The organism is Chitinimonas prasina (assembly GCF_030160395.1).
In the GTDB taxonomy this organism is placed as follows: domain Bacteria; phylum Pseudomonadota; class Gammaproteobacteria; order Burkholderiales; family Chitinimonadaceae; genus Chitinimonas; species Chitinimonas prasina.
In genome coordinates, this window is the sequence record NZ_BSOG01000007.1 from 157,578 (window position 1) to 184,424 (window position 26,847).

The following is a 26,847-nucleotide window of genomic DNA, read 5'->3' on the forward strand; positions in this document are numbered from 1 at the left end:
CTCATGCATAAGGGCGAGAAGGTCGTCGCGGTGGATGTGGATGCAGTTCGGGAGGCGGCAGCTTCCATAGGCATGTAGCGCGTTTGTGCGCTTTTCCATTGCTCCACATCCAGCCGGGACAAGCCTGTGCACGGCCTGTGGGCAAGCATGGTAAGTCACTGAGGGCAGGCGTTTTTCCCAGCGTGCCTAAAAAACAAGCAAGTGGCGTAGTTGGCTGCCTGGCGAGCCATAAGCGGGCAATAACCGCCCGCCAGCAGGGCTGCGGCCGGTGTCCTGGGGGTTAGCCCCGGTGTTTCCACACAGGCGCGGGACAAGCCTGTGTGTGGCCTGTGGGCAAGCGCGGTAAGTCACTGAGGAAAAGATGCTTTCCAGGTGTGCCTAATAAACAGGCAAACAGCGCATTTGGCTGCCTGCCGAGCCATAAATGGGTAAAAACAGCCTGCCAGCAGGGCTGCAGCTTGTGCGCTGGGGGTAAAACCCCAGTGTTTCCACACCGGCGCGGGACAAGCCTGTGTGTGGCCTGTGGGCAAATAGGCTAAGTGACTGAAGGCAGAAGGCTTTATGGAGCTGCCTAAAAAACAGGCAGGCGTGGCTTGTCCTAGCCATTGCATGGGCTCTGGTGCAAACCGCGACTGCCAGCAGTACTGCGGCACGCGGGCTGGTGATAGGACGGGTTGTTTCCACAGTACGGCGGGACAAGCCTGTGTGGCAACTGTGGACAAGTTGGGCAAGTGGCTGACCCCGCAGGGGTTTTTGGTGCTGCTTAAAAAGCAGGCAGTTAGGCTGGGTGTGCGTGCGCTTGCCTGCACACCTATGCTAGGCTCCCGCGCCATGATTCCCGTGATTGCCTACCAAGCCGACCTGCACGATGCGGGTATCGTGGCGCTGTTTGCGGCCTGCGCCGCAGTGGATGCTGACGTCAATGTACTGAGCATGGCCCGCTGGCAGCATTTTGCCCGCGATCCGGGCCGCCTGGCTGGCAGGGACTTCCTGGTGGTGGAGTTGGATGGGCAAGTCGCCGGCATGGCCTATAGCGGCCTGGAGGAGGGCGCGCAGGGGATGTTGCGCTATGGCCGCATCATGGTGCATCCGGCCTTTCGGCGGCGTGGCGTAGCCCGGGCCATCATGGCGGGGCTGTTGGCGATGGATGGAGAGCGCATGCCCCTGGAGTGCGCCTTGCCGGCCCGTTGGTTGGCTGGGTTGGCCTTTGCGCAGCAGCAGGGTTTTGCGGTGCTGGCAGAGGAGGCCGAGTTGCGGCGTGCCCTGCCCGTTGACTATCCACCGGCGCCGGACGTTGCCATACGCCCCTTGCGCCGGGGAGATGCCGACGATATGGCAGCCTGGTGTGCCCTATCGAACGCCGCTTATGCCGGCCACCTACCGCCTGTGACGCCGGCTACGGTAGCAGATTTGGCGCACCGGGCCAGCCTGCCGGGCTGCTCGCTGGGCTTTGTCGAGATCGATGGCCGGCCACAGGGGCTGGTGCAGTGGGAGGCGGACAGCGACAGCCTGGTCTATCTCAACAGCCTGCTGGTGCACCCTTCTAGGCAGGGGGAGGGCTTGGGCCGGCATTTGCTGCGCTGGGCCTTGCAGCGTATGGCCGAGCAGGGGGCGCAGACGGTGGAGTTGACCGTATCTACGGCCAACACAACTGCACTAAGGTTGTACTTGGCCCATGGCTTCGAGCAATACGGCACCACCTGCTATCTGCGTCGCCCCGTCGCAATTTGACCCACACAGGGCAGGGACAAGCCTGTGTGTGGCCTGTGGGAAAGTAGGCCAAGTGCTTGAGCGCTTGGAGGGAATTGCCGCTGCCTAAAAATCAGGCAGTCCAGCCCAGCGCCCTGCAGACAGCGGAAAAATCCTCCGCCAGCGGGGCGTCCACAATGATGCGCGCACCGCCATCCGGGTGGCTGAAGGCCAGCCGGGTGCAGGCGAGCAGCAATCGCGTATTGCCATAGAGTTCGGTGAACAGGCGATTGTGCTTGCCCTTGCCATAGGTGGCATCGCCGATGATGGGGTGGGACAGATGCTTGAGATGTCGGCGTAACTGGTGCTTGCGGCCGGTCAGTGGGTCCAGTTCCAGCAGCGCATAGCGGCTTTGCGGATAGCGATCGACACTATGGGGCAGCTCGGCCGTGGCCAGCCGGCGGTAGCGCGTGATGGCTTCCTGCGGTGGTGCCAACTGGTCGGGCATGCGCTCGTAGCTGTCGTACTGGCGGCTGAGCGGGTGGTTGATTTCGCCGGCATCATCTGGCCAGCCACGGACGACGGCCAGATAGCGCTTCTCCACGGTACCTGCTTCGAACTGTTGCGATACCGCGCGGGCGGCGTCGGCATCCAGACCAAACAGCAAGATGCCCGAGGTGCCTTTGTCCAGCCGGTGTATGGCATGTACGCGCTGGCCCAGCTGATCGCGCACCTCCTGCAGGGCAAAGCGGGTCTCGTGCCGGTCTATCTCGCTGCGGTGTACCAGCAGGCCCGAGGGTTTGTGGATGGCGACCAGGCGCTCGTCGCGATAGAGAATAGGATGGTGGTAGTTCATGTGCGCGGGGCCAGGATGATGACGGTGGCGCCGGCCAGTACCAGGCCGACGCCAGCCCAATCCCAAGCGGTGGGGCGCAGGCCATCGACCAGCCATAGCCAGGCTAGTGCAGTCGCCACGTAAACCCCGCCGTAGGCAGCATAGACGCGGCCGCTGGCGGCCGGGTGCAGGCTAAGCAGCCAGACGAACAGGGCCAGGCACGCCGCTGCCGGCAACAGCAGCCAGGCTGGGCCGCGCTTGTGCAGCCACAGCATGGGCAGAAAGCAGCCCAGTATCTCGGCTATTGCGGTGAGCAGGTAGAGGCCCAAGGTCTGCAGCATGCTAGTCGCCCAACTGCTGCAGCAGGTAGAGCCGTTGGTAGATGCCGCCTTCATGGGCCATCAGCGTCTCGTGCTGGCCTTGCTCGGCAATGCGGCCATGATTCAGCACCACGATGGTGTCCGCGTCGCGTATGGTGGAAAGCCGGTGGGCGATGGCAATGACAGTGACCCTGCCACGCAGCTCGGTCAAGGCTTGTTGCACCACCTGTTCGGTTTCGCTGTCGATATGGGCGGTGGCTTCATCCAGGAACAATATGCGGGGTTTGCCTGCAAGTGCCCTGGCAATGGCAATCAACTGCTTCTGCCCGGTGGATAGGCGGGCGCCGCCTTCACCCAGGGGAGTGTCGTAGCCTTGCTCCAGGGCCAGGATAAAGTCGTGGCAACGGGCGGCACGGGCGGCGGTTTCGATTTCTGCGCTGCTGAGCGGCCTGCCCATGGCGATGTTCTCGCGTGCACTGGCGGCCAGCAAGAAGGGGTCTTGCGGCACCAGCCCCACGTCCGCGCGGAAGTCATCGTCGCTGAATTGCTGCAGCTCGATACCGTCTATGGCGATCAAGCCCTGTTGCTGGGTGTAAAAGCGCAGCAGCAGCGAGAGCAAGGTGGATTTGCCGCTGCCGGTGTGGCCGACGATACCGACAAATTGGCCTGCCTCTATGTGCAGGTTGAGATCGTGTATCACCGGGTTGTCGCTACTGTAGCCGAAGCCCAGTCCGCTGATGTTCACCTCGCCGTGGCTGATGCGGGCGTGCCCGCCCTGGGGCATCGGCTTGTGCTCCTGTAGCAGGGTGTTGACCCTGGAGGCGGCTACTACCGCTTGCTGCAGCTGGCTGAACTGCAAGGTAATCTGGATCAGCGGATCCACCACCCGACCGATATAGCTGACAAAGGCATACAGGATACCTACCTCCAGCCCGCCCAGCGCCCGCTGGCTGAAGCTATGGATCACCACCACCAGCAGGATCACGTTGAGCAGGTCCAGCATGGGCCGCAGCAGCCAGGCATTGGCACGCAGCTCAGCCATGCGGGCGCGGAAATGCTGCCGATTGGTATCGCCAAAGCGCAGGCCAAAACGGCTTTCGGCATTGCTGGCCTGCAGGACTGCCATGCCGGCAATGCTCTCTGCTACCTGGGCATTGATATCGCTGCGCAGCTCGCGGGCGCGGCTGACAGCCGGTGCGCTGAAGCGCTGGTAGAACCAGACGATGATGACTACGGCCGGCAGCAGCACGATGACGATCAGCATCAGGCGCCAATCCAGCCAGGCCATGGCAACGAGCGCACCCAGCACCACGATGCTGCTGTCCAGCATGACGAACAGCACCTGCACGTAGAGGTTCTTGACTTGCTCGGTGTCGTTGGTGACGCGGCTGACCAACTGACCGGTGATAGCCTTGTCGAAAAAGGCCATGGGTAGCCGCAGCACATGGCCGTAGACCTGCTCGCGCAGCCGTTTTACCGAGCGCATGGCCACGCCAGCCAGCCGGGTGAGCTGCAGGTAGCGCAGCACGCTGGCTACCCAGCCGGTCAGCAGAATACCTATCAGCAAGCCGCTAATGGCCGGCCAGTCCAGCACCCTGGGCAGCAGGTACTGGTCGATGAAATATTTACCCAACAGTGGCCCCAGGGCTTCCAGGCCGGCTGCAACAATCAGCCAGAAGCAGCCCCACCATAGGTTGTGGTGTTCGGGTGCTGCGGCCTGCCGCAGCAAGGCAATGGCCTGCCGGGTATTGGCGGCGGAGAGCGGGTTAGAGGGCGTCAAGACTGGCCTCCAGTTGCTGATAGCGCCATTGGCTGGCGTACCAGCCATCCTGCAGCAACAGGTCGGCGTGGTGGCCGGTTTCGGTAATCCGGCCGTGCTTGAGCACCAGTATCTGGTCGGCATCCATCACGGCACTGAGCCGGTGGCTGACAATGATGACGGTGCGGTTCAGGCGCTGGTCGCGCAAGTGGCCCAGGATATCGGTTTCGGTCTGGGTATCGACGGCAGACAGCGCATCATCCAGCAGCAGCAGCGGGGCATCGGCCAGCAGGGCGCGAGCGATAGCCACACGCTGGCGCTGGCCCCCCGAGAGGGTGACGCCACGCTCGCCCACTGGGGTGTCATAGCCCTGTGGAAAGCGCAGTATGTCTTCGTGCACCGAGGCCAGCCGGGCAACCTGCTCGATCTCGGCGCGGCTGGCATCAGGCTTGGCCAGGGCGATGTTGTCGGCCACGCTGGCAGAGAACAGGAAGGGTTCCTGCGGCACCCAGGCTATGGCGCCATGCAGGGCTTCCAGCTGGTAGTCGGCGAGGGCATGGCCGCCCCAGAACAAGCTGCCGCTGTGCTGGGCGTACTGGCGCAGTATCAGTCGCACGATGCTGGATTTGCCCGCACCGGTGGGGCCGACCAGGCCCAGGGTCTGGCCGGGCAGCAGGCAGAAGCTGATGTCGCTGAGCGCTTCGGCCTGCTGGCCCGGGTAACGCAATTGCACGCCATCGAGCCGCAGCGGGCCTGGCTCGACCTTGGTCACCTTGCCTGTGTCGGTGATGGTAAGCGGGGCATCCAGTATCGGTTGCAGCCTGCTCCAGGCTGCTCGGCCGCGTTCTATCAGCGACATGACCCAGCCGGCGGCAAACATGGGCCAGATAAGCTGGCCCAGATACATGCTGAAGGCAGTCAGCAGGCCCACGGTCAGCTCGCCTTGCCAGACCAGATAACCGCCAACGCCCAGCGTCAGCCCAACGGCGGCAACCAGGGTCAGGCCCACGGCGGGCTCATAGGCAGCCTCCCAGCGCTGCGCCCGCAGGCTGGCCTCGGCGGCGTGCTCGGCCAGCTCGCTGAACTGCTGTGCACTACGTGCCTCCAGCCCCAGGGCGCGCAAGGTCCGCACCCCAGCCAGGGTTTCCTGTACGTGGTCGTTCAGGTCGGAGAAGCGGGTAAGCGAGTCATGGCTGGCGCGATGTATCTGGTTGGAGATATACCAGAAAGCCAAAGCCATCAGCGGGAAGGGCGCCAGAGCGGCAGCGGCCAGGTGCCAGTCCACGCCTAGGGTCATCATGGCCAGCACCATCAGCAGGGTGAGCGTGCCGTCAAATCCAGCCAGCATGGCTTCGCCGGCCGCCATTTCGACCGCATCGACATCGTTGGTCGCCAGGGCCATCAGATCGCCGGTACGCTGTTGCTGGTAGAAGCTGGGGCCCTGCAGGCTAAGCCGTTGGTAGAGCTGGGTGCGCAGTTGCACACCCAACTGGTAGCTGGCGGCAAACAGCTGCAAGCGCCAGCCTACCCGCAGAAAGTAGATGCCCATGCCGGCCAGCAACAGGCTGCCCAATTGCCAGAGCAAGGCATTGCCATGCAATTGGCCGGCTACCAGGCCGTCAACGATCGCGCCCACTTGGCGGGGGATAAAGACGGTCAGTACGCCTACGCCCATTAGCATCAGGGCCGACAGCACATAGGGGCGCCAATGCTGGCGTATAAACTGGGCGATCAGCCGCGATAATGGCATGCCGGGAATACCGTGATGGCTCGGGAAGGGTGGTCGATTCTAACGGGGCTGGCGCGAGAAGGCATGCACGGTTGCGACAAAATGCTGGCGGTTGTCTATTAGGCGCACCCAGCGGGGTGTCTTGTGAGCATCCTGGTCGGCCACGGCATGGTGGTGCGTGGTTGCTGGCACCTGGAGAGGGTTTTGGCCGGACGCCTGCCAAAAGCACAACGGCACCCCTGGGGGTGCCGTTGGCGTGACCAGCTACCTGGCGGTTTAGCGCCGGTTGAACTGGCCAGGACGGCGTTGACCACCGCCGCCACCTGCGCGCTCATCCTTGTGGCGGAAGCTGACGCGGGCCTTGGTCAGGTCGTAGGGCGACAGTTCCACGGTCACCTTGTCGCCTTCGAGGATGCGGATGCGGTGCATGCGCATCTTGCCCGAAACGTAGGCGATCAGCTCCATGCCGTTTTCCAGTTTCACGCGAAAGCGGGTATCCGGCAGGACTTCCGATACCGTACCTTCCATTTCAATCAGTTCTTCCTTGGCCATGCATTACTCCAGTGCCGAGGCAAGCCGCCTCGGTGGGGGATAGGGTACTGTAGGGCACTCCGGCAGCCTCGATTCGTCGTACCCTCAAGGAGTAGGCCGAGATGGGCGGGCACCTGGCGGTGACGACCATTTCGTTCCAAGGCGGCGTTACTCGTGAAAACCATTTCCGCGCATATCTAGCCTATGCAGCATTGAAAATAGTCATTCGCGCCTCGCCTCGCGTAGAAACCGAGATTGCTGGATGGACCCTGTAAAGCGGACTAAATCAGCCCGTGTGCGCGGCACAGCGCGGCGTTGCGGCGTACGGCGCAACACTGCCCAAACGGAGCACAGTCCGACACTATACAGGTTTATACGGCAAGGGCCGTAGCTGCTGGCTGAACGGCATGTCGGCAAGCCTGCAGAATGCGGCGGAGAAGGCGCGTGCCGAGCGTACAGGCTAGCCTGGCAGGTCAGTCAGAATCGCAGGTTCAGGCCGGCAACCGGGCCGGAAGTAAAGTCTGAAATGCTGCTGGTGTAGCGGCCGCCCGCGCTATCGGCCAAGGGAAAGCGGTGTACCGTCAGCTTCTGCATGCGGTAGCCGAACAGGCCGGAGACGCTGGAGAGCCCGGGGCTGATGCCCGCCAGGTTGTAGGTCAGCCCCACCTCGCTGACAAAGTAGCGGGTGCTGAGCGAGCCAGGCAGGCTGCTGGTATGGGTCTTCAGCGCGCCTATGGCGGCGCCGCCGTAGAGGGCCAGGTGGGTGTCCAGTGGCGCGGCGCCGCTGACAGACAGGGTGGGGCCATCTATCTGTACCGCATCCCACAGCAGGCGCTTGTAACCCACGCCGACATTGAACTGGGGGGCGAAAAAATAGCCCAGGTTGATGTCCTGTTCCCGGCGTGAGGCATAGAGGGTACTCAGGTTGTCATTGAAGCGGAACTCACGCTCCATGGCGGCCGATCCATTCAGTATCCAGTTGCCGTAACGGAGCGACAGTGTCGGTATCGGCACGATCTCCGCATCGGAGCGCATCTTGGCTACCACCTGCCGTTGTGGCTGGCTGCCATTGCCTGGCAGGTAACTGGCGTAGGGGAAGCTGTTGGCTTCCCACTCATTGGACCAGAGCCGGATGCCGGTGCTGATGGACCAGGTGGCTTCCTCGGCCTGGGCTGGCAGAGCCAGCAGCAGGATGGTGAGAGTGGGCAGCGAGCAGCTGAATGGGGTAGGACGTGGCATGTAGAACCTGATGGATACCGATGGGGAGGGACTGCCGCCTTGCGCTGGCGCCCAGGCGATGGTGACCCTGGGTGCCTTGCCGGCCTGCGCGGTTGCAGGCCGTGGTCCGCCAAGGTGCCGTTGGCGTTAAGATGATGGTACCCGAACCGTCTGGATGGAATAAATAGTGCAACCGATCTCGCTGCGCGAAATGTTGGCGCGCAACACCCTGTTTGCCGACTTGCACGACGAGGAATTGGACGCACTGGTAGCACGCATGTCGCTGATGGAGGTCAGGGCGCGGGATGCCGTGTTCCTGCAAGGCGATGCTGGGGATCGCTTCTATGCCGTGCTGCGCGGCGTACTCAAGGTGGTGGCCAGCAATGAGGAAGGGCAGGAGACCGTCTTGTCGCTGCTGGATGCCGGTACTACATTTGGCGAAATTGCCCTGCTGGACGGGAAGTGCCGCAGCGCCACGGTGATATGCAGCAGTCGTGCGGAGCTGGCCTATATAGACCGGCAGGGTTTCCTGGCCTTTCTGGCGCAGCATCCAGCCGTGCGCGATAAGCTGATGGTGGCCCTGTGCCAGCGTATCCGTACCTTGACCGAGCGGGTAGAGCACCTGTCTGTGCTTGACGTACCTGCACGTCTGTCGCGTACCTTGCTGTTCTTGGCCTCTGCCCATGGAACCGAGCTGCAGGGCAGGCATTATCTGCAACTGCGGGTGTCGCAGGGCGAGTTGGGCGGCATGGTGGGCGCCACCCGGGAGAGTGTGAACAAATTGCTGCGCAGCTGGGATGAGGCTGGCCTGATCGCGGTGGTAGACGGGCGCATACAGATACTCAAGCCTGAGGACTTGCAGCGACTGGGCATGACCGGGGCCTAGCGTCAGGCGAAGCAGGCTCTAAGGAGAGATGGGCATGAAAAGGCGGGGAATGCGCCATGTACCAATAACGGTGGCTGCAGGCCTGTGGGCGGCAGCCGGCCTGGGTCATGCAATGGCGTGCAGCATCGTGATCGACCCCAGCTCCAGTGACCGTTACCACAACCAGGCACCCTGCGCTGGCAAGGACAGATTGCGCCTGGAGCAGGGCGAGCTGGTGATTGCACCGCATGGCTTTGTGTCACTGAGCATTGCGGCACCTACGGGCAGCAAGCCAGCTCGGCTGCGCTGCGATGGCTGGAGTGACCGGCCCTTGGTCTTGCGCCTGCAGGCCGGAGCGGGTTGGCAATCGCGGCTGGCATCGGCCGGTTGCGAATGGCGCGGTGATCAGTTGCGGTGCGGCAAGGAGGCGGCGCCGGTATGCGTGGTGGAGTCCATCGTACCTTTGCGGCAACGTGCCAGCGTGGCCGCCACCGTACAACTGCGTTCGATCGCGGCCAGCAAACCCGGTGACGACGATGTGCTTGCCGCCTGGATGCAGGGCCAGGTGGCAGTATTGGATCTGTGCCGGCAAAAGCAGGGCCTGCAATGGCCTCTAAACCTGGTCCTCCGTTATCAAGCCAAGCAGGGCTTTGCCGCCACGGCGGAGAATGATGCCGCGCTGGCGAGCTGCGTGCTGCATCGCTTGGCCCTGCAGCAGCCTGCCTTGGCGGGCGAGGCGGAATACACCATCCAATGGCGCGTCGAAGCGCCGTGATCGCGGCAACGCGCCGGGCGCTATGCCTGGCGTTGCCCCTGAGCCGGCCACGCTGGTGGCTGGCCGCGCTATGGTTGGCGGCCCTGGCGGCCGGCGCCAGCCTCGTGTTGGAGTGGCGATGGCTGGATACGGTTTTCTATGACCGGGTACTGGCCGCCAATCAGCGGCAGGCATCGCCCTTGACGCAGCGGGTGGTGTTTGATGCCGATATCCCGCACTCGGTATCCCGCGAGCAGTCTCTGACCCTGCAGGCGCTGGCGGTGGAGCGGCTGGTCGCCATGGGCGCGCGCTCGGTCGTGCTGGATGCCCAGATTGCCCTGCGCAATCGTCGCGCCCAGGATTTTGTTGCCTGTCTGCCGACAGGTGAACCGCCTCGAATATGCACCCTGCTGGGGGAGCAGGCCTGCCAGACACTGGCCGGCCGTAACCGCACAGCGCCGCTGGATATGGATGCAGCTGCGCAGCGGGCATTGATACTGCCCACCCCGCTGTCTGACCGCCAGCCGCCGCCCCACGCCTGGTTGTTTGGTGCTGCCGACGGCGTGCGCATGGTGCAACCTACCCTGCCACTGGGGGCAGATGGGCTGATACGCCATATGGCTACGGATGCCGGTAGCTTGCTTGGGGCGTTTGCCATGCCGTCCCCTAATACGGCTGGCCTGTTGGCCTTGCGCTTTGGCGATGCCGGCAGGATTACCCCGCTGCCGCTAAGCCAATTGGCTGCTTGCGAAACCAGGCTCTGGCAAGCGCTGTCACCCCAGGTGCAGGGGCGCCATGTGGTGCTGCAGCTGACCGATGAGCAAGGAGCGGAAGACGTACATATGGTGCCCACTGGCCCCGGGGGCAGCGTGGCTTTGCGCTCGGGTGGCCGCTTGATTGAGGACGGCCTGGCCACCTTGCTGCAGGGTGATGGCCCCAGGCTGCTGCCCTGGCCGTGGTTGATGCTGCTGGGACTGCTGATGCTGGCAGGCTGGATCGCTGCCTGCTGCTATCTGCGTGCCCGGTGGCTGGGCCTGCTGGCGCTTGCGCTGGGTGGGGCGGCCTGGTTGATGGCGCCGCTGGCCTACCCTTATGCCCTGCTGCCCTGGACAACCTTGCTGATAGCCCTGCTGGTGGCGGGCAGTGTCTGCCATGCCGGGCATCTTTACCTGCGCACTCGCCAGAACAGTGTGCTGGCGCGCTTTCTGCCGCCGCAGGTGCGCCATCTGCTGCTGGCGGATACGCCACTGGCCAAGCAGGGGCAGCAGGTGGAGGCCGTGGTGCTGATGAGCGATCTGGCGGATTACGCCAGCCTGACCCGCCAGTTGCCCTCCGCCTTGGCCGTATTCGATTTCATCAACGACTACCTGACCCAGGTTACCGCAGGCATGCAGCTTGAGCATGGTGCCTGGCTGGAGTCCTATATGGGCGATATGGTGTGCTACTACTGGCCAGACCTGGATGGTGGCGAGAGGCACTGCGACGGTGTGCAGGCACTACAAGCCGCTGTGGCACTCTTGCATCGGCAACAGGCATGGTTGAAGGCCTTGCCCCAACGACTGCCGACTAGCATGCCGCTGGCGCAGCGTGAGCAATTGGCGGCCAGGTTGTTTGCCGGGGTGGCGCTGACGCGGGGCAAGGTCTGCATGGGCGAGATCGGGCCGGAAGGCGGCATACGCAAGTTTGGCATCATCGGCGATCCGCTCAACCTCGTGGCTCGGCTGGAAGCGTTGACCCGGCATTTCTCGGCCAGATTGATCGTTACGGCGGACATGCTGCCTGCCGCCAGTCGTCTGGGCCTGCAGCCGCGCCTGTTGGCCCAGTTGCAACTGAAGGGGCGGCAGGGGTGTCTGGCGGCGTGGGCCTTGCATCTGCAGGACGAAGCGGTGGACCTGGCAGCAGTAGCCGCCTGGGATGCCTGGCGCCAGGATTTCGAGGCCGGCGGCGAACCTGCTCCACCACCGCAGTTCGACCAGGATGCCGCCACCCTGCGCCGCTGGCGCCAGGCCGGCTGGTGGGACACCGACCAGGCCTGCTACCTGCTGGAGCAGAAGTAGCGGCAGGCGATCCTGCGGCAGGCGACCCTGCACCAAGCGGACCTGCGGGAGAGAAGGGAGTGGGTCGTGTTAAAATCCACAAGAAGAAAAACACCTAATCCCTGTGGGATGTTGCCTGGGGTGTCTATTTGCCTACCATGTCCCGTTGCCTAGCCTACCTGCTGTTTGCCGTTGCCATGACCTTGGCAAACCTGCCGGTTGCCGCCGAGGCCAACCCGCCACGGCGGCTGGCCCTGGTCATAGGCAATGCCGACTACGTCCACGCGGGCAGCCTGCGCAATCCGCGCAATGATGCGGTGGATATCTGCGAGGCCTTGCGTCAGCAGGGCTTTACCCCAGTTTGCCTGGAGAATCTGCCGACGGCAGCCGTGCTGCAAGCCAGCATACGCGACTATGCTGCCAGCCTGGGGCCCGCCGATATCGGGGTGTTCTACTACGCCGGTCACGCAGTCCAGATCCATGGCGACAACTACCTGATACCGACCGAGGCCACGCTGCGCTCGCTGGCGGCGCTGGAGATCGAAACCGTCAATCTGCGGGTGTTGATGCAGGCACTGGGCGAGGCACGCAACAGCCTGAACCTGGTGGTGCTGGACGCTTGCCGGGACAACCCGTGGGCGGGGCAGCTCGGCCGCCAGGGCCTGGCCCGCATGGATGTCGTACCGGCGGGCACCATGGTGCTGTATGCCACGGGCGCCAATGAAGCCGCCTTTGACGGCAGCGGGCGAAACGGCACGCTCACCCGGCATTTTCTTCAGCACATTGCCACGCCCCGGCTGGGCATTGAGGACATGCTGAAGCGGGTAAGCCAGGGTGTGCAGGGTGAAACCCTGCTGGCCCTGGGACGTAAACAAGTACCCTATGTCTATACTTCGTTTACCGGCGAATTCTGCTTTGCCGGCTGCGCCTCCAAATCGGACCTGGTCGAGCTGCAGCGCCAGTACAGCGACAAGCAGGCGCTGGAAAACCGGCTGGATGCAGCAGTGTTGGCGCGCGAAGCAGAGGGCCGCCGGCTGCGCGGTGAACTCGACCTCCTGGCGAGTAGCAATAGCAGCGACGAAACGGTATTCAAGCGCAGCCAGCAGCTGCAGACACGGTATGAGGCCAACGAGCAGGCGGCAGCCCGTGTCAGGGCGGAGGCGTCGGCGACCCGGGCGATGCGGCAGCAACTGGCGTCGCAGATTGCCGAGCTGCAACGGCAGGCCAGCCAGGCGGAAGAAGCCAAGCGCACCAGCCGTTACCTGCCGCCGCCACCGCTATAGTTCTGCGCTATCCAGCAGGCCTGTGAGCTGGCTCACAGCGGCCTGGCGGCAAGCTCCCCATACTGCATGCAATGGATCCAGGTCGGGCAAGGTGCCCCGCCACGATCCGGGTTTGCCCGTGCTCACCCCGGCGTGTCCGGTGTCGCTGTCGGGGGGCCGTTCCGCTTGGACTACGCATGCATACTACCTTGCCCTCCAACCTTTCCGTGACGCCGTTGTTGTCTGGCCAGCAGGTACAGTGCGGGGTGCAAGCGGCGCAACAGCTGCATACCCTGCAGTGCCTGAGGGGCCTGGCGGCGCTGATGGTGCTGGTGTTTCACTGCGCCTTGCTGCTGGCACCATTTGCCGGCGCGCCCTTGCTGGGAGGCCTATTGGCAATAGGCAGCCTGGGGGTGGAGCTGTTCTTTGTACTCAGCGGGTTCATCATCATGTGGATGCATGGCGACGATATCGGTCGGCCCTATCGTGCCGGCGTCTACCTGCTCAAGCGGCTACTGCGCATCTACCCACCTTACTGGGTGGTCTTGCTGCTGACGCTGGCCGCAAGTTGGTATCTGGGCACTCGCTGGGAGTGGCTGCGCCCGCTGATGGATATCGTGATACTGCACCCGGCCACGCCCGAACCCATGTTAGTTGGCATAGGTTGGACATTACGGTTTGAACTGGCCTTCTATCTGGTATTTGGCGTTCTGATACTGAATCGCAGCCTGGGCCTGTTCCTGATGGCGTCTTGGTTGCTGGGCATCATGTTGCTTGCCGGCAAGTTGGTCAGCATACCCTGGTCGGTGGCGTATCTATTCTCCAACTATTCCTTGCTGTTCTTCTTTGGCATGGCGAGCGCCTTGTGGGCACGGTATGGTGCCACCAGCCCGGTGGGGCGCTGGCTGGTGGAGTACTCGGCGCCACTGGCCGCCACATTGTGCTTCTGGCTGGCTGTCGCCTTCCTGCAATCGGGTAAGCCTATTGCCGAGGATGGCCTGGGCATCTCTGTTCTGGGGTTGGCCCTGGCCGTGCTGATGCAGGCCAGTCTGTCGCCTTATTGGGAAGCACGTAGCCGCAAACTGGTTTGGCTGGAAAAACTGGGTGATGCTTCCTATTCGATCTATCTCACCCATATGGGTCTGCTGCTGCTGGCTGGGTTACCGGCATTTCGTTGGCTGCTGGGCCTGGGTTTGCCACAACAGCAAGGCCCCTGGCTGCTGGTGCTGCTGCTGGCCTGCCTGCTGTGTGTTGGCTGTGGTTTGCTCTTCCATCACTGGCTGGAACGGCCGCTGCTACGTTGGGGCAGGCGACGCCTGGGCGGGTGATGGGCAAGTCAGGCGCCCTCGAGCGTAGCGAGGTTCCCCGCCGGCGGGCGGGGGTAGGGGTGGGGCTATATCAAGGTGGAGCCGCTGCTTGAGATGCTCCTGGGGCTAGCGCCCGGGTTTCCCGGGTGCCAGATGGGCTGGTATCCCTGCGCTTCGGCTGGCAAGGGCAAGTCAGGCTCCTACCCAACTCGGCAGGCTTGGCTATAGTTGCCTTGAGCTGTGCCGTTTGTAGGCGTAGCCACGGAGGCGACTTGAACCCCCAGCAGAGATTACCCAGCCAGACGCTGCATCGATATGTGCTCAGCATGATGTTGCTGATCGCGTTGCTGATCGGTGGCCTGGCATGGCTGCTTTGGCGAACGGCTGTGCGCCAGAACGAGGTTGCGGTGGCGGCCGAGCAGGCCTTGGTGATGGCGCTGCTGGACGCCTCCAAGCGCCAGCTGCCGGCCAGCTTGTCAGACTATGCCTTGTGGGATGACATGTATGCCAAGGTGGGCATGCCGGCACAGCCGGATCTGGCATGGTTTGACGACGGAACGACCGAGACCATACACACCAAGCTCAAGATAGATCTGATGCTCTTGGCCGAGGGTGACCGCCGTGTATTGCGCCTGATGCTGCGCGGTGAGTTGAGAGATGGCGCCGAGTTCGAACTGGATCGCCTGCCAGCCTGGCGTGCCTTGCTGAGTGAAGCCAGGGCGGCGGCGGCCGGCAAGGAAGTCAGCCGTGACCTGCGCTGGGGCGACCATGCCTATTGGGTAACTGCCTTACGGGTGCAGCCCCAGGACGTTACGAAATACGCCAAGCTGCGCGCTGATCGGGTATTAGTCTTCGCCCGCAAGCTGGACGTGGCACGAGTGGCTGATGTGCTGTCGCAGCAACGGCTGGACGGATTGACCTTGAGACGCGAGCCGGTGGCGGGTGGGGCCTATGTGGCGCTGACGCAAGTTGACGGTGTGCAGGGGCGCTATGTTGTCTGGTGGCCGAAGCAGAGCGGCAGTGCGTTTGTCCATGCTCTGCTGGTGCCAGCCGGGTTGCTGGTGATGTTGATACTGTTGCTGGGGTGGGGACTATTGCGTGACGCAAGGCTCCGTCAGCGAGCGTTGAGTCGGGCAATGGCCAGTCAGGCGCAGATGCGCGCCGCCAATGTCGCCCTGGTTGCGCTGACCTATGCCCACCACCATGGCTCGGATGCCACTGACGCAGATTACTGGCAGCGCTTTGCCATTACTCTGGGTAAGGCCATCCGTGCGCAGCGGGTCAGTCTGCTGCGCCATGATGCGCAGGTGGATACGGCGCTGGCCGATATCGATATCGCCAGCCAGTCTGCTTGGCCGGGGCCGGCAGGGCCGCAGCGGACAAACAACCCCAGGCTGCTCGCGCAGGAATACCTGATGCTGGAGGATGCACCGCAGGCGCGCGCCCGCGCGGCCGTGATACGTGGTGGTCGCCTGGTGGGCGAGGTGCTGGTGGAGCGCGAGGCCGGAACACAGTGGTTGCAAGACGAGGGTAACTTTTTGGTGGCCGCGGCCGCATTGGTGGCCTTGTCGCTGGAAACCTCCAGTCGGCGGGATGTGGAGCGGCATCTGCATAAGCAGGTGTATTTCGATCCGCTAACCGGACTCTCGAGCGCCTTGCGCCTTAGCGAGGAACTGTTGCTGCGGCGGCAGGACTGGAGTGGCATGGTGGTGGTGGCTGTGCTGCGGCTGGAAGAACTGGAAGATATCAACCTGCTGTATGGTCGCGAGGCAGGCGATACGGTGCTGCGCACCACGGCAGCACGCCTGAGCGCTGTGTTGCAAGCCGATGAACTGGCGGCCCGCAGCGGCGGCAAGCGTTTTGACCTGTTGCTTTACGCAGGCCAAGCTGCGTCCGGGCATGCACGCCTTAGCAGCCTGTTAGTGCAATTGACCGAGCCCATCATGGTGGGCACCCAGCAGTTCAGGCCACAATGCCGGGTGGGCGCTGTGTTGTGCGAAGCAAAGGAGCTGGGTGCGGCACGGTTGCAGGAGGCCTGCCTGGCACTAGACCAGGCCCAGCAGGGCGGACGAGATAGGTTGGTCTGGTATGACCAGACGCTGCGAGCGCTGGCGGAGCGACGGCTGGCTTTGCTGCAGGCGCTGCGCCGTGCGTTGGTGCAGGGGGGCTTGAGCCTGGCTTACCAGCCTTTTGTCGATGCCGCCAGTCGCCAGCCGGTGGGCGCCGAGGTGTTGCTGCGCTGGCGCGACAGCGAGTTCGGCGTGGTGTCACCAGCCGAGTTTGTCCCGCTGGCAGAAGAAGGTGGGCTGATACTGGAACTGGGTGATTGGGTGATGGAGACCGCCATGGCGCAGCTGCAGCAGTGGCAGAGCCAGCTGCCGGTTCCCTTGCGGCTGGCGATTAATCTCTCGCCCAGGCAGTTGGAAGACGAGAAGTTGGCCATCCGGCTATTTGCCGCCATGGCCAGGCATCAGGTGACTTGCTCCGCCGTGGAGTTCGAGGTGACCGAAGGGCTGGCACTCGAGACATCGACCGCCATCACGGCCAATCTGCAGGCTTTTCAGGCGGCGGACATCGATATCGCCATAGACGACTTTGGCACGGGCTACGCCACATTCAGTTTCCTGCGGCGCTACAAGGTGCAGAAGATCAAGCTGGACAAGCTGTTCATCGATGGCTTGCATGACCACAGCACCCGCTTGCTGGTGCGCAGCATGATTACCATGGCCAGCGGCCTGGGCGCGCAGGTAACGGCCGAGGGGGTAGAGCAGGATGCCCAGTGGCGCATGTTGCAGGATATGGGTTGCGACTATATACAGGGCTATTTCTTTGCCCGCCCCATGCCGGCTGAGGACTTTACCGCCTGGGTGGTGGACCAACAGGGTCAATGACCTGGGCGCCTTGCCCTTCATTCGGCAAGGTTGCGAACGATACTGCGAAGAAACCTTGAGCAGGCCACCTCGAGCGTCAGCGAGGTGCCCCGCCGGCGGGCGGGGTGTAGGGGTGGGGTTCAATCAAGGGAGAGCTGCTGTTTGAGTTGCTGCAATGGTCAGCACCCGGGTTACCCGGGTGCCTGCGCTGCGCTTAAGCACACGCTACCGCCTGCCTATGAATACCAGACTCTAACAACCACAGGTCGCCAGGAAGCTGCTGGCTGGGCCCACCGCCAGGATATCTGGACCGAAGTCAGGGCCATAGACATACACGATGCCGTTAGCCAGCCCCAGGTAGTAGCCCTTGGCATAGGCACGAGCCGTGTAGATGTCGATCTGCTGGCTGGTCGCTGCCGGACTGAAATATTGCGGGTAGGTACGCTCGGCCCAGTTCATCAGCCTCTCGGCCTCAGACGGCGTGGGCTTGGTGCCGCCCACTGCGGCTACTTCCAGGCCAGGGCCCCAGTCGCCGAAGGTGTTGTACATGCCGGGCCGTACCTGCAACAGTGCCTTGCCGATGGTGGGCGGGGTGTAGTTGAAGGCATTACTGGCGACTGTGGCGGGGCTGCCGGGCGATGAAGCCGCGACGCCGCTGAGGGCGATGTTGTCCAGGTACCAGCCGGTGCCCTTGCTGGCCTGCGGATAGAAGCTGCCCACCGAGAAGGCATAGCGGAAGCGCAGTTGTGCAGTACGGCCGGCATATTGGGCCAGCGAGATATCGCGCACCGTGAAGCTGCTCTCGGCCTTGCCGTTGCCGGCCTGTTGATACACGGCAGTCCAGCTGGCGCCGTCGTCCAACGAGAGCTCGACCTTGGCGTGCTGGTCGCTGGTCGCCAGGCCCAGGCGGCTGGCAAAGCTGAGGCTGGCGCCGCGCTCTATGTAGAACGGCTGCGTCAGCGTCATGGTCTGGTCGGTGGCCTTGAGATGGGCCAGGTGAAACGATGCCGCACCACTGGCAACCAGATCGCCCTGCACCACGTTGTAGCCGGCTGAAGTGGACAGGCTGAAGTTGCCGCTGCCGGACTCGGCTCCATCGTTCAGGCTGAAGGGGGTGAGCGAGATTGGCCGCCACTGGTAGGCGGTGGCGCCCGGTACGGCCTCGAACTGGTAGGGCGTGGCCTGCCCGACGAAGGGTGAGGCGCTGCCCGTGGGTACGGGCGTTATGTCACCCGTGCCTGCCACATCGGGGTCATAGACGGTGACGGCATAGTTGAAGGTGCGCGTCGCACCGCCCACCTTCACATTGCCTATGGTCACGTTGTAGGTAGTATCGGCCGTCGGCTTGGGCAGGTTGACGCCATCGCGGGTGCCAGCAGGGAACCAAACCAGGGTGTTGTCGCCATAGCCATTGGCCACGGGTTCCAGCTTGACCGGCCCCATGGCACTGCCGTTCTGGGTCATGGTTACGGTGGCTGTCGAGAAATCGGCTTTGGGATAAGAGAACGACCAGCGAGGATACACCGTGGTGTAGGGCACATATCCCTTGGGTGGCCAGGCTACGAAGTCATCGCGCACGGCGGGGCGGGCGCCCCACATATTGCCGTCGAACACCCACAGCGTATTGCTGCTGGTGCCGGCAATGCTGCCATCCACATCGCCGGTGCCCATGAACTGTGTTTGTGGATACAGTATCCACCGGCGGTGGCCCACGGCTGCATTGTTGCCGCCGCCATCGCTGATATAACCGTTGGCAATGGCGCCGGGGCCGAAGTTGCCCAGGGCGATATTGCCATTGCCGGCTGCATCAGCCCCCCCGCTTGTGTAGCACAGCCAGTTGGTGGGGGGGGAATGGCTCAGCGACTTGTTGGCTGCCATCATCAGTGCAGCTTGTTGTGCCTTGGCGTTGAAGCTGGGATCGAAGGAGACTGCCGCCGGTATGCCGCTCATGGCGCGGAACCAGTTGATACGGCGCAGTATGGCGCCTTTGAAATCGGCAGTGGTGTCGCCGGCATTGCAGGCCGCCAAGTTGCCATTCCAGCCACTGGGCACACCGTTGGAAGAGGAAAATACCGTACGGTAGAACAGTCGCGACATCGCCCGGCTGGTGGGGTCGACGCTATAGCCTGTTCCCGCCTGCGCCGACTGGATGCGCACGGTATGTTCCATCTCGGCGATGGAGGCAGGAAAGCGCGGTGCGGGGTAATCGGCAGGTGCGGGCTGGACAGCGATCGTAGCGGCGTTCGCCGTGCTGAGTAACAGTACGGTGGCAAGCATCAAGGTGGTTCCTGCAATGACAATTGCATGAAATGTATCACCTTGGCTGCTGGTGATACAGCCCGTTTTCGCGTCAGGCTGTGGCGGTGTGGCAGTTGGGCGGCGCCAAGCCTTGCTGTAGGCCGAGACCAGTGGGTGCGGGCGGAATGGTTACAAATAACAAAGCGCCGATGTTGCCATCGGCGCTTTGTCGTTACCGGTCTCGCCTTGCATGGGCAGGTGTGCGGGCCTGGGCGGCCCGCATCCCAGCCATGGCGGCTAGCGGCCTGCCAGCTTCGCCTTGACCGCCAGCCTGGCGCGGTGCAGTGCCGGCTCGGTGTAGCCGTTGGGTTGCTTGCAGCCTTCAAACACCAGCTCGCACGCCGCCTGATAGGCAATGCTGCCGGCAAAATCCGGCGCCATGGGGTGGTAGAGCGGGTCTGCAGCATTCTGGCCGTCAACCACGGCGGCCATACGTTCCATTGCCTCGCGTACCTGTGCTTCACTGACGACGCCATGGCGCAGCCAGTTGGCGACATGCTGGCTGGAAATGCGCAGGGTGGCACGGTCTTCCATCAGGCCCACGTTATGGATGTCAGGCACCTTGGAACAGCCCACGCCCTGATCTACCCAGCGCACCACATAGCCCAATATGCCCTGGCAATTGTTCTCCAGTTCGCTGCGGATTTCGTCGGGATGCCAATCGGTGCTGGGGGCCAGCGGCAGGGTAAGGATATCGTCCACCGAGGCACGCGGCCGCAGCTTGAGCTCGGCCTGGCGCTGCGCCACATTGATCTTGTGGTAGTGCAGGGCATGCAGGGTGGCGCCTGTGGGCGACGGCACCCAGGCACAGTTGGCGCCGGCATTGGGGTGTCCCAGCTTGGCAGCCAGCATCTCGGCCATCAGGTCGGGCTTGGGCCACATGCCCTTGCCGATCTGTGCCTTGCCTTGCAGGCCGCAGAGCAGGCCGACATCCACATTGCTGTTCTCGTAGGCGCCTATCCACTTGGTGGCTTTCATGGCTTCCTTGCGCACCATGACGCCTGCTTCCATGGCGGTGTGGATTTCATCGCCCGTACGGTCCATGAAGCCGGTATTGATGAAAATGATGCGCTCGCGGGCAGCGCGTATGCATTCTTTCAAGTTGACCGAGGTGCGCCGCTCCTCATCCATCACGCCGATCTTCAGCGCCAGTGGTTTGAGGCCCAGGGCGGTTTCGACCCGACTGAACAGCTCAACGGCAAAGGCCACCTCGTCGGGGCCGTGCATCTTGGGTTTGACGATATACATGGAGCCGGTGCGTGAGTTGCGTAGGCTGCCACGGCCCTCAATATCGTGCTTGGCGATCAGGGCAGTGATAGCGGCATCCATGATGCCCTCGAACACTTCCTCGCCCTGATGCAGGATGGCCGGATTGGTCATCAGGTGGCCCACGTTGCGCAGCAGCATCAGCGAGCGGCCGTGGAGCTTCAACTCACCGCCGTGTGCTGCTGTGTAGCTGCGATCGCCGTTCATGCGGCGGGTCACTGGCTTGCCAGCCTTGTCGAAGGTGTCTTCCAGGGTGCCCAACATCAGGCCTAGCCAGTTGCGGTAGACTTCGACTTTGTCCTCGGCATCGACAGCCGCGACCGAGTCTTCGCAGTCCTGTATGGTCGTGACGGCGGCTTCGAGGCAGACATCCTTGACCCTGGCGGCATCAGTGGAACCGATGGGGTGGCTGGCATCGATCTGGATCTCGGCATGCAGGCCGTGGTGCTTGAGCAGGACCGTGGTGGGGGCTGAGGCATCACCGCAGTAGCCGACAAACTGACCAGTATTCTGCAGTCCGGTCACCTCGCCGCCCTTTAGACTGACAGCCAGCTTGCCATCGGCCACCGCATATAGGGTGGCATCCTTGTGGCTGCCCAGCGCCAGCGGGAAGGTCTCATCCAGAAAATGGCGGGCAAAAGCAATCACCTTGGCGCCACGAATAGGGTTGTAACCCTTGCCCTTGTCGGCGCCGTCGGCCTCGGGGATCACATCGGTGCCATACAAGGCGTCGTACAGCGACCCCCAGCGTGCGTTGGCGGCATTGAGGGCGTAGCGGGCATTCTTCACCGGCACGACCAGTTGCGGGCCGGCCAGGGTGGCGATCTCTTCATCGACCCCAGTGGTGCTGATGGCGAAGTCCGGGCCTTCCGGCTGCAGATAGCCGATTTCGGTCAGAAAGCCCTTGTAGCTGGCAAAGTCAGCCTTGGGATTGGCGCGATGCCATGCGTCAATCTGCGCCTGCAAGGTATCGCGGCGGGCCAGCAGGGCGCGATTCTTGGGGGTGAGGTCGGCAACGATCTGCTCGAAGGACGACCAGAAGGCATCCGGTGCGATACCGGTGCCGGGGATGATCTCGTTGTTGACGAGTTCGTGCAGCTCGCGGGCGATGGCGAGGCTGCCGTGCTGGATACGTTCGGTCATGCTGGAGAGTCCTTCCCTGTGGCTTGGAAGCGGTCCTGTCGAGGGTTCGATCGTGATGGCTTCACCGGGATGATGCAGTTGTATGGTTTCTACGCATTCCGCCATCCTGGCCTCGTCCGCTGGGTCGATAGCATCATAGAACCAGTTGAGCGACATGGACTTCGGAATACGTGCCTCTACGGTATCGTCGAGGATATCTCCGCCCAGCCAGAGCTCGCACGGTGTGCCGTCGCTGTGTGCAAGAAAGTTATCCAGGCCCTTGCGGGTGACGATAAAGAAAACCATTGCGTGGTGCGCTGCCTGATTGTCGATGGCGACTGTTGATGGGCGATTGCCGATGGAGATACGCCGCCCGAACTCGGTGAGCAGGGGCGGCGTTGATCGTGGGCAATCCACTGGCGAGTTGAGCAAGGCTCCCCTCCGGCGGGAGGGGGGACTGATCAGCCCAGCTGCGCTGGTCTATCCAACCCGGCTTTGCCGGGCATGCGCCATGCCCACACCAGCCTTGCAATCAGGTCAGTGGAACTGCTCTTCTTCGGTCGAGCCAGTCAGCGCAGTCACCGAAGAACGGCCACCCTGGATGACGGTGGTGATGTCATCAAAGTAACCGGTGCCAACTTCCTGCTGGTGGCTGACGAAGGTGTAGCCACGGTCGCGGGCGGCGAATTCGGGCTCCTGCACGCGCTCCACATAGGCCGACATGCCGCGGGCCACGTAGTCCTGGGCCAGATCGAACATGTTGTACCACATGGAGTGGATACCGGCCAAAGTGATGAACTGGTACTTGTAGCCCATGGCGCCCAGCTCACGCTGGAACTTGGCGATGGTGGCATCGTCCAGGTTCTTCTTCCAGTTGAAGGAGGGCGAGCAGTTGTAGGCCAGCAACTTGCCCGGATGCTTGGCGTGGACGGCCTCGGCAAACTTGCGGGCAAATTCCAGGTCAGGCGTACCGGTTTCACACCACACCAAATCGGCGTAGTCGGCGTAGGCGACGGCGCGGCTGATGGCCTGCTCCATGCCCTTCTTGGTCTTGTAAAAGCCTTCGGCAGTGCGCTCGCCGGTCAGGAAGGGCTTGTCGTTCTCGTCGTAGTCGCTGGTCAGCAGGTCGGCGGCTTCTGCGTCGGTACGGGCGATCACCAGGGTGGGCACACCGTAGACGTCAGCCGCCATACGGGCGGCGATCAGCTTTTGCACGGCTTCTTGGGTGGGAACCAGCACCTTGCCGCCCATGTGGCCGCACTTTTTCACCGAGGCCAGTTGGTCCTCGAAGTGCACGCCACCGGCGCCCGCGCGGATCATGGACTTCATCAGTTCGTAGGCGTTCAGTACGCCACCGAAACCGGCTTCGGCATCGGCCACGATAGGGGCGTAGTAATCAATAAAGCCCTTGTCGCCGCGCTCAATACCCTTGGAGTGCTGAATTTCGTCGGCGCGGCTGAATGCGTTGTTGATGCGCTCGACGACCTTGGGCACAGAGTCTACTGGGTAGAGGGACTGGTCCGGGTACATCGCGGCGTATTCGTTGTTGTCGGCAGCCACTTGCCAGCCGGACAGGTAGATGGCCTTGACGCCAGCCTTGACCTGCTGCATGGCTTGGCCGCCGGTCAGGGCGCCCAGGCAATTGATATAGGGTTCGTTGTTGACCAGATCCCACAGCTTTTCGGCACCACGGCGGGCCAGGCTGTATTCGTTCTGGACGGAGCCGCGCAGGCGCTCGACGTCGGCAGCAGTGTAGCCGCGCTTGATACCCTTCCAGCGTGGGTTGGTGTCCCAGTCATGTTGAATAGCGGCGATGCGTTGTTCGCGAGTCGACATATCTCTTACCTCGTTGGGCGGCGGCCCCGGCGAGCCGGTGGCGCGCAAATCATTGGGGAGTAGCTCGGGAGGGGCAGACAGATGTTTTGTCTGCCGGCGCCCCGGCTGGATGCTGCTTGGGGCGATATGGACCCGGGTCTGGCATGGGGTGGGCCAGCTAGGGTATTCCGTTACTTGTGTAGTCGATTATAAGGAGTTTCATGTGCAGTGCACCATATTTTTCAAACGAGCGTCTGATTTATATGAAATCACAACAGCAGCGTGGTGGTGAGGAGACAGCTGTTGTGGGTTTGCGCATGCTGCGCAGCGCCCTGGGCAGCCGGCTGGTGGGGGCGATGGGCGGCGAGCCTTGTTCGGGGTGCAAGCGGCTTGCATGAGAGGGCTTGAAATCCCAATAACCATCCTCATCTTGTGGGCTATCGCTTCAGGAGATAGCACTATGCAACAGGAAAACCAGACCGAAAACCCCATCGAAAGCCAGCAGGATCAGGCGTTTGAGCAGGATGCTGCAGCGCTTGAGCGCGAAGAGCCCGTCGCTGCCGAGAGCCTGGAGGCCCAGGTGGCAGCGCTGGAGGCCAAGGTGGCTGAACTGCAGACTGCACTGCTGTATGGCAAGGCAGAGACCGAAAATATCCGCCGCCGTGCCCAGGAAGATGTGGCCGCCGCGCATAAGTACTCGGTAGGCAAGTTCGCCAGCGAACTGCTGATCGTGAAGGACTGCCTGGAGATGGCGCTGAAGGACAACTCCAGCATAGAGAACATCAAGATGGGCGTGGACATGACGCTGCGCAACCTCAGCGGTGCGTTCGACAAGTTCCAGGTCAAGGAAATCGACCCGCAGGCCGGTGACAAATTGGATCCGCACAAGCACCAGGCCATGAGTGCCGTGGAGGCCGAGCAGGAAGCCAATACCGTGGTGAGCGTGATGCAAAAGGGCTACGTGATTGCCGATCGCATCCTGCGGCCCGCCATGGTGGTGGTCGCCAAGGCCAAGGCCGAGTAAGGCCTGAGTCGGGAAGGACTGGCCATGTGCCGGTGTGCAGACAATCTCACTTGAAACCTGCTGCACCATCCCCACTTAGCTAACAAGGTTATACAAATTCCAGCCGGCCAAGCCGGCAAGTTATTGAGAGGACTACAAAATGGGCAAGATCATCGGTATTGACCTGGGCACCACCAACTCCTGCGTGGCCGTGCTGGAAGGTGGCAACGTCAAGGTAATCGAAAACGCAGAGGGTGCTCGCACCACGCCGTCCATCATCGGCTACACCAATGACGACGAAATTCTGGTTGGCGCTCCGGCCAAGCGGCAGGCGGTGACCAACCCCCGCAACACGCTGTATGCCGTGAAGCGCCTGATCGGCCGCAAGTTTGAAGAGAAGGAAGTGCAGAAGGACATCGACCTGATGCCTTACACCATCTCGCGCGCCGACAACGGCGATGCCTGGGTGGAGGTGAAGGGCAAGAAGATGGCGCCGCCGCAGATCAGCGCTGAAGTGCTGCGCAAGATGAAGAAGACCGCCGAAGATTATCTGGGCGAGGAAGTGACCGAGGCCGTGATTACCGTGCCGGCCTACTTCAATGACAGCCAGCGCCAGGCCACCAAGGATGCCGGCCGCATTGCCGGCCTGGAAGTGAAGCGCATCATCAACGAGCCTACCGCTGCTGCGCTGGCTTTCGGCCTGGACAAGAAGGAAAAGGGCGACACCAAGATTGCAGTCTATGACCTGGGTGGCGGTACTTTTGATATCTCCATCATCGAGATTGCCGATGTGGACGGCGACAAGCAGTTCGAAGTGCTGGCGACCAATGGCGATACCTTCCTGGGTGGCGAAGACTTTGACCAGCGCCTGATCGACTACATCGTGACCGAGTTCAAGAAGGAACAAGGCATCGATCTGAAGAACGACGTGATGGCGCTGCAACGCCTGAAGGAAGCTGCCGAAAAGGCCAAGATCGAACTGTCGTCGACCAGCCAGACCGAGATCAACCTGCCCTATGTGACCATGGACGCCACCGGCCCCAAGCACTTGGCCATGAAGATCAGCCGCGCCAAGTTCGAGAGCCTGGTGGAAGATCTGGTCGAGCGTTCGATCGAACCTTGTCGTATTGCGCTGAAGGATGCCGGCCTTAAGGTGACCGACATTGATGACGTGATCCTGGTTGGCGGTCAGACCCGTATGCCCAAGGTCATCGACAAGGTGAAGGAATTCTTCGGCAAGGAAGCCCGCCGCGATGTGAACCCGGACGAAGCCGTTGCTGTGGGTGCAGCCATCCAGGGTTCGGTGCTGTCGGGCGACCGCAAGGACGTGCTGCTGCTGGATGTGAGCCCGCTGAGCCTGGGTATCGAAACTCTGGGCGGCGTGATGACCAAGCTGATCCAGAAGAACACTACCATCCCGACCAAGGCGTCGCAGGTGTTCTCTACCGCCGATGACAATCAGAGCGCTGTGACCATTCACGTGCTGCAGGGCGAGCGCGAGAAGGCGGCTGCCAACAAGTCGCTGGGCCAGTTCAATCTGGAGGGTATCCCCAGCGCTGCCCGTGGTGTGCCGCAGATCGAGGTGGAGTTCAACATCGACGCCAACGGCATTCTGCATGTGTCGGCCAAGGACAAGGCGACCGGCAAGGCCAATAACATCACCATCAAGGCCAATTCCGGCCTGAGCGAAGAAGAAATTCAGCGCATGGTGAAGGACGCCGAAGCCAACGCCGAAGAAGACAAGAAGCTGACCGAACTGGTGGGTGCACGCAACCAGCTGGAAAGCCTGATCCACTCGGTGAAGAAATCGTTGGGCGAATTCGGTGACAAGATTGCCGCCGATGAGAAGGCCGCCATCGAAACCGCCCTGACCGAAGCCGAAGGCGTCGTGAAGGGTGATGACAAGGCCGCCATTGATGCCAAGTCCGAAGCGCTGATGAGCGCCTCGCACAAGCTGGCCGAGAAGATGTACGCCGCCCAGCAAGGCGCAGAAGGTGCCGAAGCACCGGCTGGCGAGGCCAAGAAGGACGACAGCAATGTGGTGGATGCCGAGTTCACCGAAGTGAAGGACGACAAGCAGTAAGCGTGAAGTGGAAGAGACCGGCGAGGGTGCTGGGCCAGGGGCTGGCAGTGGTTTGCCGACGCTTGGCCTGAACCAGGCTACCGCT

18 protein-coding genes are annotated in these 26,847 nt (G+C 62.5%); 9 read left to right on the top strand and 9 right to left on the bottom strand.

What is annotated here, in order from left to right:
- The first annotated feature begins 831 nt into the window (after positions 1-831).
- Positions 832-1,731: a GNAT family N-acetyltransferase gene (locus tag QQK16_RS20135; protein ID WP_284198285.1), complete on the top strand. Its 900-nt coding sequence runs from the start codon at positions 832-834 to the stop codon at positions 1,729-1,731.
- Positions 1,732-1,822: 91 nt separating this feature from the next.
- On the opposite strand, the gene QQK16_RS20140 is transcribed toward QQK16_RS20135, so the two are convergent.
- From QQK16_RS20140 to QQK16_RS20165, 6 genes are all read right to left on the bottom strand, one after another.
- Positions 1,823-2,545, bottom strand: coding sequence for a pseudouridine synthase (locus QQK16_RS20140; RefSeq protein WP_284198286.1), 723 nt, complete (start codon positions 2,543-2,545; stop codon positions 1,823-1,825).
- Entirely contained in the window at positions 2,542-2,865 is a 324-nt protein-coding gene (locus QQK16_RS20145) for a YnfA family protein (protein ID WP_284198287.1), read from the bottom strand. The genes QQK16_RS20140 and QQK16_RS20145 overlap by 4 nt, the downstream gene beginning before the upstream one ends.
- A 1-nt stretch (position 2,866) precedes the next feature.
- On the bottom strand, positions 2,867-4,624 hold the full coding sequence (locus tag QQK16_RS20150) for an ABC transporter ATP-binding protein (RefSeq protein WP_284198288.1): 1,758 nt from the start codon (positions 4,622-4,624) through the stop codon (positions 2,867-2,869).
- Entirely contained in the window at positions 4,611-6,353 is a 1,743-nt protein-coding gene (locus QQK16_RS20155; protein WP_284198289.1) for an ABC transporter transmembrane domain-containing protein, read from the bottom strand. The genes QQK16_RS20150 and QQK16_RS20155 overlap by 14 nt, the downstream gene beginning before the upstream one ends.
- 255 nt (positions 6,354-6,608) lie before the next feature.
- Complete coding sequence (gene infA, locus QQK16_RS20160) at positions 6,609-6,884, bottom strand: translation initiation factor IF-1 (protein WP_284198290.1); 276 nt, start codon at positions 6,882-6,884, stop codon at positions 6,609-6,611.
- Positions 6,885-7,340: 456 nt separating this feature from the next.
- A complete protein-coding gene (locus tag QQK16_RS20165; RefSeq protein ID WP_284198291.1) occupies positions 7,341-8,102 on the bottom strand; it encodes a hypothetical protein in 762 nt (253 codons plus the stop codon).
- Between the two features lie 166 nt (positions 8,103-8,268).
- On the opposite strand from QQK16_RS20165, the gene QQK16_RS20170 reads away from it, so the two are divergent.
- The 6 genes from QQK16_RS20170 (at position 8,269) to QQK16_RS20195 (ending at position 17,196) form a co-directional block, all read left to right on the top strand.
- Positions 8,269-8,967: a Crp/Fnr family transcriptional regulator gene (locus QQK16_RS20170; RefSeq protein WP_284198292.1), complete on the top strand. Its 699-nt coding sequence runs from the start codon at positions 8,269-8,271 to the stop codon at positions 8,965-8,967.
- A gap of 34 nt (positions 8,968-9,001) precedes the next feature.
- Positions 9,002-9,721 (top strand): hypothetical protein, encoded by a 720-nt coding sequence (locus tag QQK16_RS20175; RefSeq protein WP_284198293.1) that lies wholly within the window; start codon positions 9,002-9,004, stop codon positions 9,719-9,721.
- Positions 9,700-11,757, top strand: coding sequence for an adenylate/guanylate cyclase domain-containing protein (locus QQK16_RS20180; RefSeq protein ID WP_284198294.1), 2,058 nt, complete (start codon positions 9,700-9,702; stop codon positions 11,755-11,757). Before QQK16_RS20175 ends, QQK16_RS20180 begins: the two co-directional genes overlap by 22 nt.
- Before the next feature lie 137 nt (positions 11,758-11,894).
- A complete protein-coding gene (locus QQK16_RS20185) occupies positions 11,895-13,019 on the top strand; it encodes a caspase family protein (protein ID WP_284198295.1) in 1,125 nt (374 codons plus the stop codon).
- 176 nt (positions 13,020-13,195) lie between these two features.
- The gene (locus QQK16_RS20190; RefSeq protein WP_284198296.1) at positions 13,196-14,326 is read left to right on the top strand and encodes an acyltransferase family protein; all 1,131 of its coding nucleotides are present in this window, start codon (positions 13,196-13,198) and stop codon (positions 14,324-14,326) included.
- Between the two features lie 305 nt (positions 14,327-14,631).
- Complete coding sequence (locus QQK16_RS20195; RefSeq protein ID WP_284198297.1) at positions 14,632-17,196, top strand: bifunctional diguanylate cyclase/phosphodiesterase; 2,565 nt, start codon at positions 14,632-14,634, stop codon at positions 17,194-17,196.
- A gap of 231 nt (positions 17,197-17,427) precedes the next feature.
- Here the strand turns inward: QQK16_RS20195 and QQK16_RS20200 are convergent, their stop codons facing one another.
- The 3 genes from QQK16_RS20200 to aceA all read right to left on the bottom strand — a co-directional run bounded on the left by QQK16_RS20200 (position 17,428) and on the right by aceA (position 23,697).
- A complete protein-coding gene (locus QQK16_RS20200; protein WP_284198298.1) occupies positions 17,428-19,452 on the bottom strand; it encodes a CAP domain-containing protein in 2,025 nt (674 codons plus the stop codon).
- A gap of 258 nt (positions 19,453-19,710) precedes the next feature.
- Entirely contained in the window at positions 19,711-21,882 is a 2,172-nt protein-coding gene (locus QQK16_RS20205) for a malate synthase G (protein WP_284198349.1), read from the bottom strand.
- Between the two features lie 516 nt (positions 21,883-22,398).
- Positions 22,399-23,697: an isocitrate lyase gene (aceA, locus tag QQK16_RS20210; protein WP_284198299.1), complete on the bottom strand. Its 1,299-nt coding sequence runs from the start codon at positions 23,695-23,697 to the stop codon at positions 22,399-22,401.
- A 439-nt stretch (positions 23,698-24,136) separates the two neighbouring features.
- Here aceA and grpE point away from each other — a divergent pair, with 439 nt between their 5' ends.
- Both grpE and dnaK read left to right on the top strand, forming a co-directional pair.
- Positions 24,137-24,700, top strand: a complete 564-nt coding sequence (grpE, locus tag QQK16_RS20215) for a nucleotide exchange factor GrpE (RefSeq protein ID WP_284198300.1) — start codon at positions 24,137-24,139, stop codon at positions 24,698-24,700.
- Between the two features lie 139 nt (positions 24,701-24,839).
- Positions 24,840-26,762 (top strand): molecular chaperone DnaK, encoded by a 1,923-nt coding sequence (dnaK, locus tag QQK16_RS20220; protein ID WP_284198301.1) that lies wholly within the window; start codon positions 24,840-24,842, stop codon positions 26,760-26,762.
- Positions 26,763-26,847: the final 85 nt, after the last annotated feature.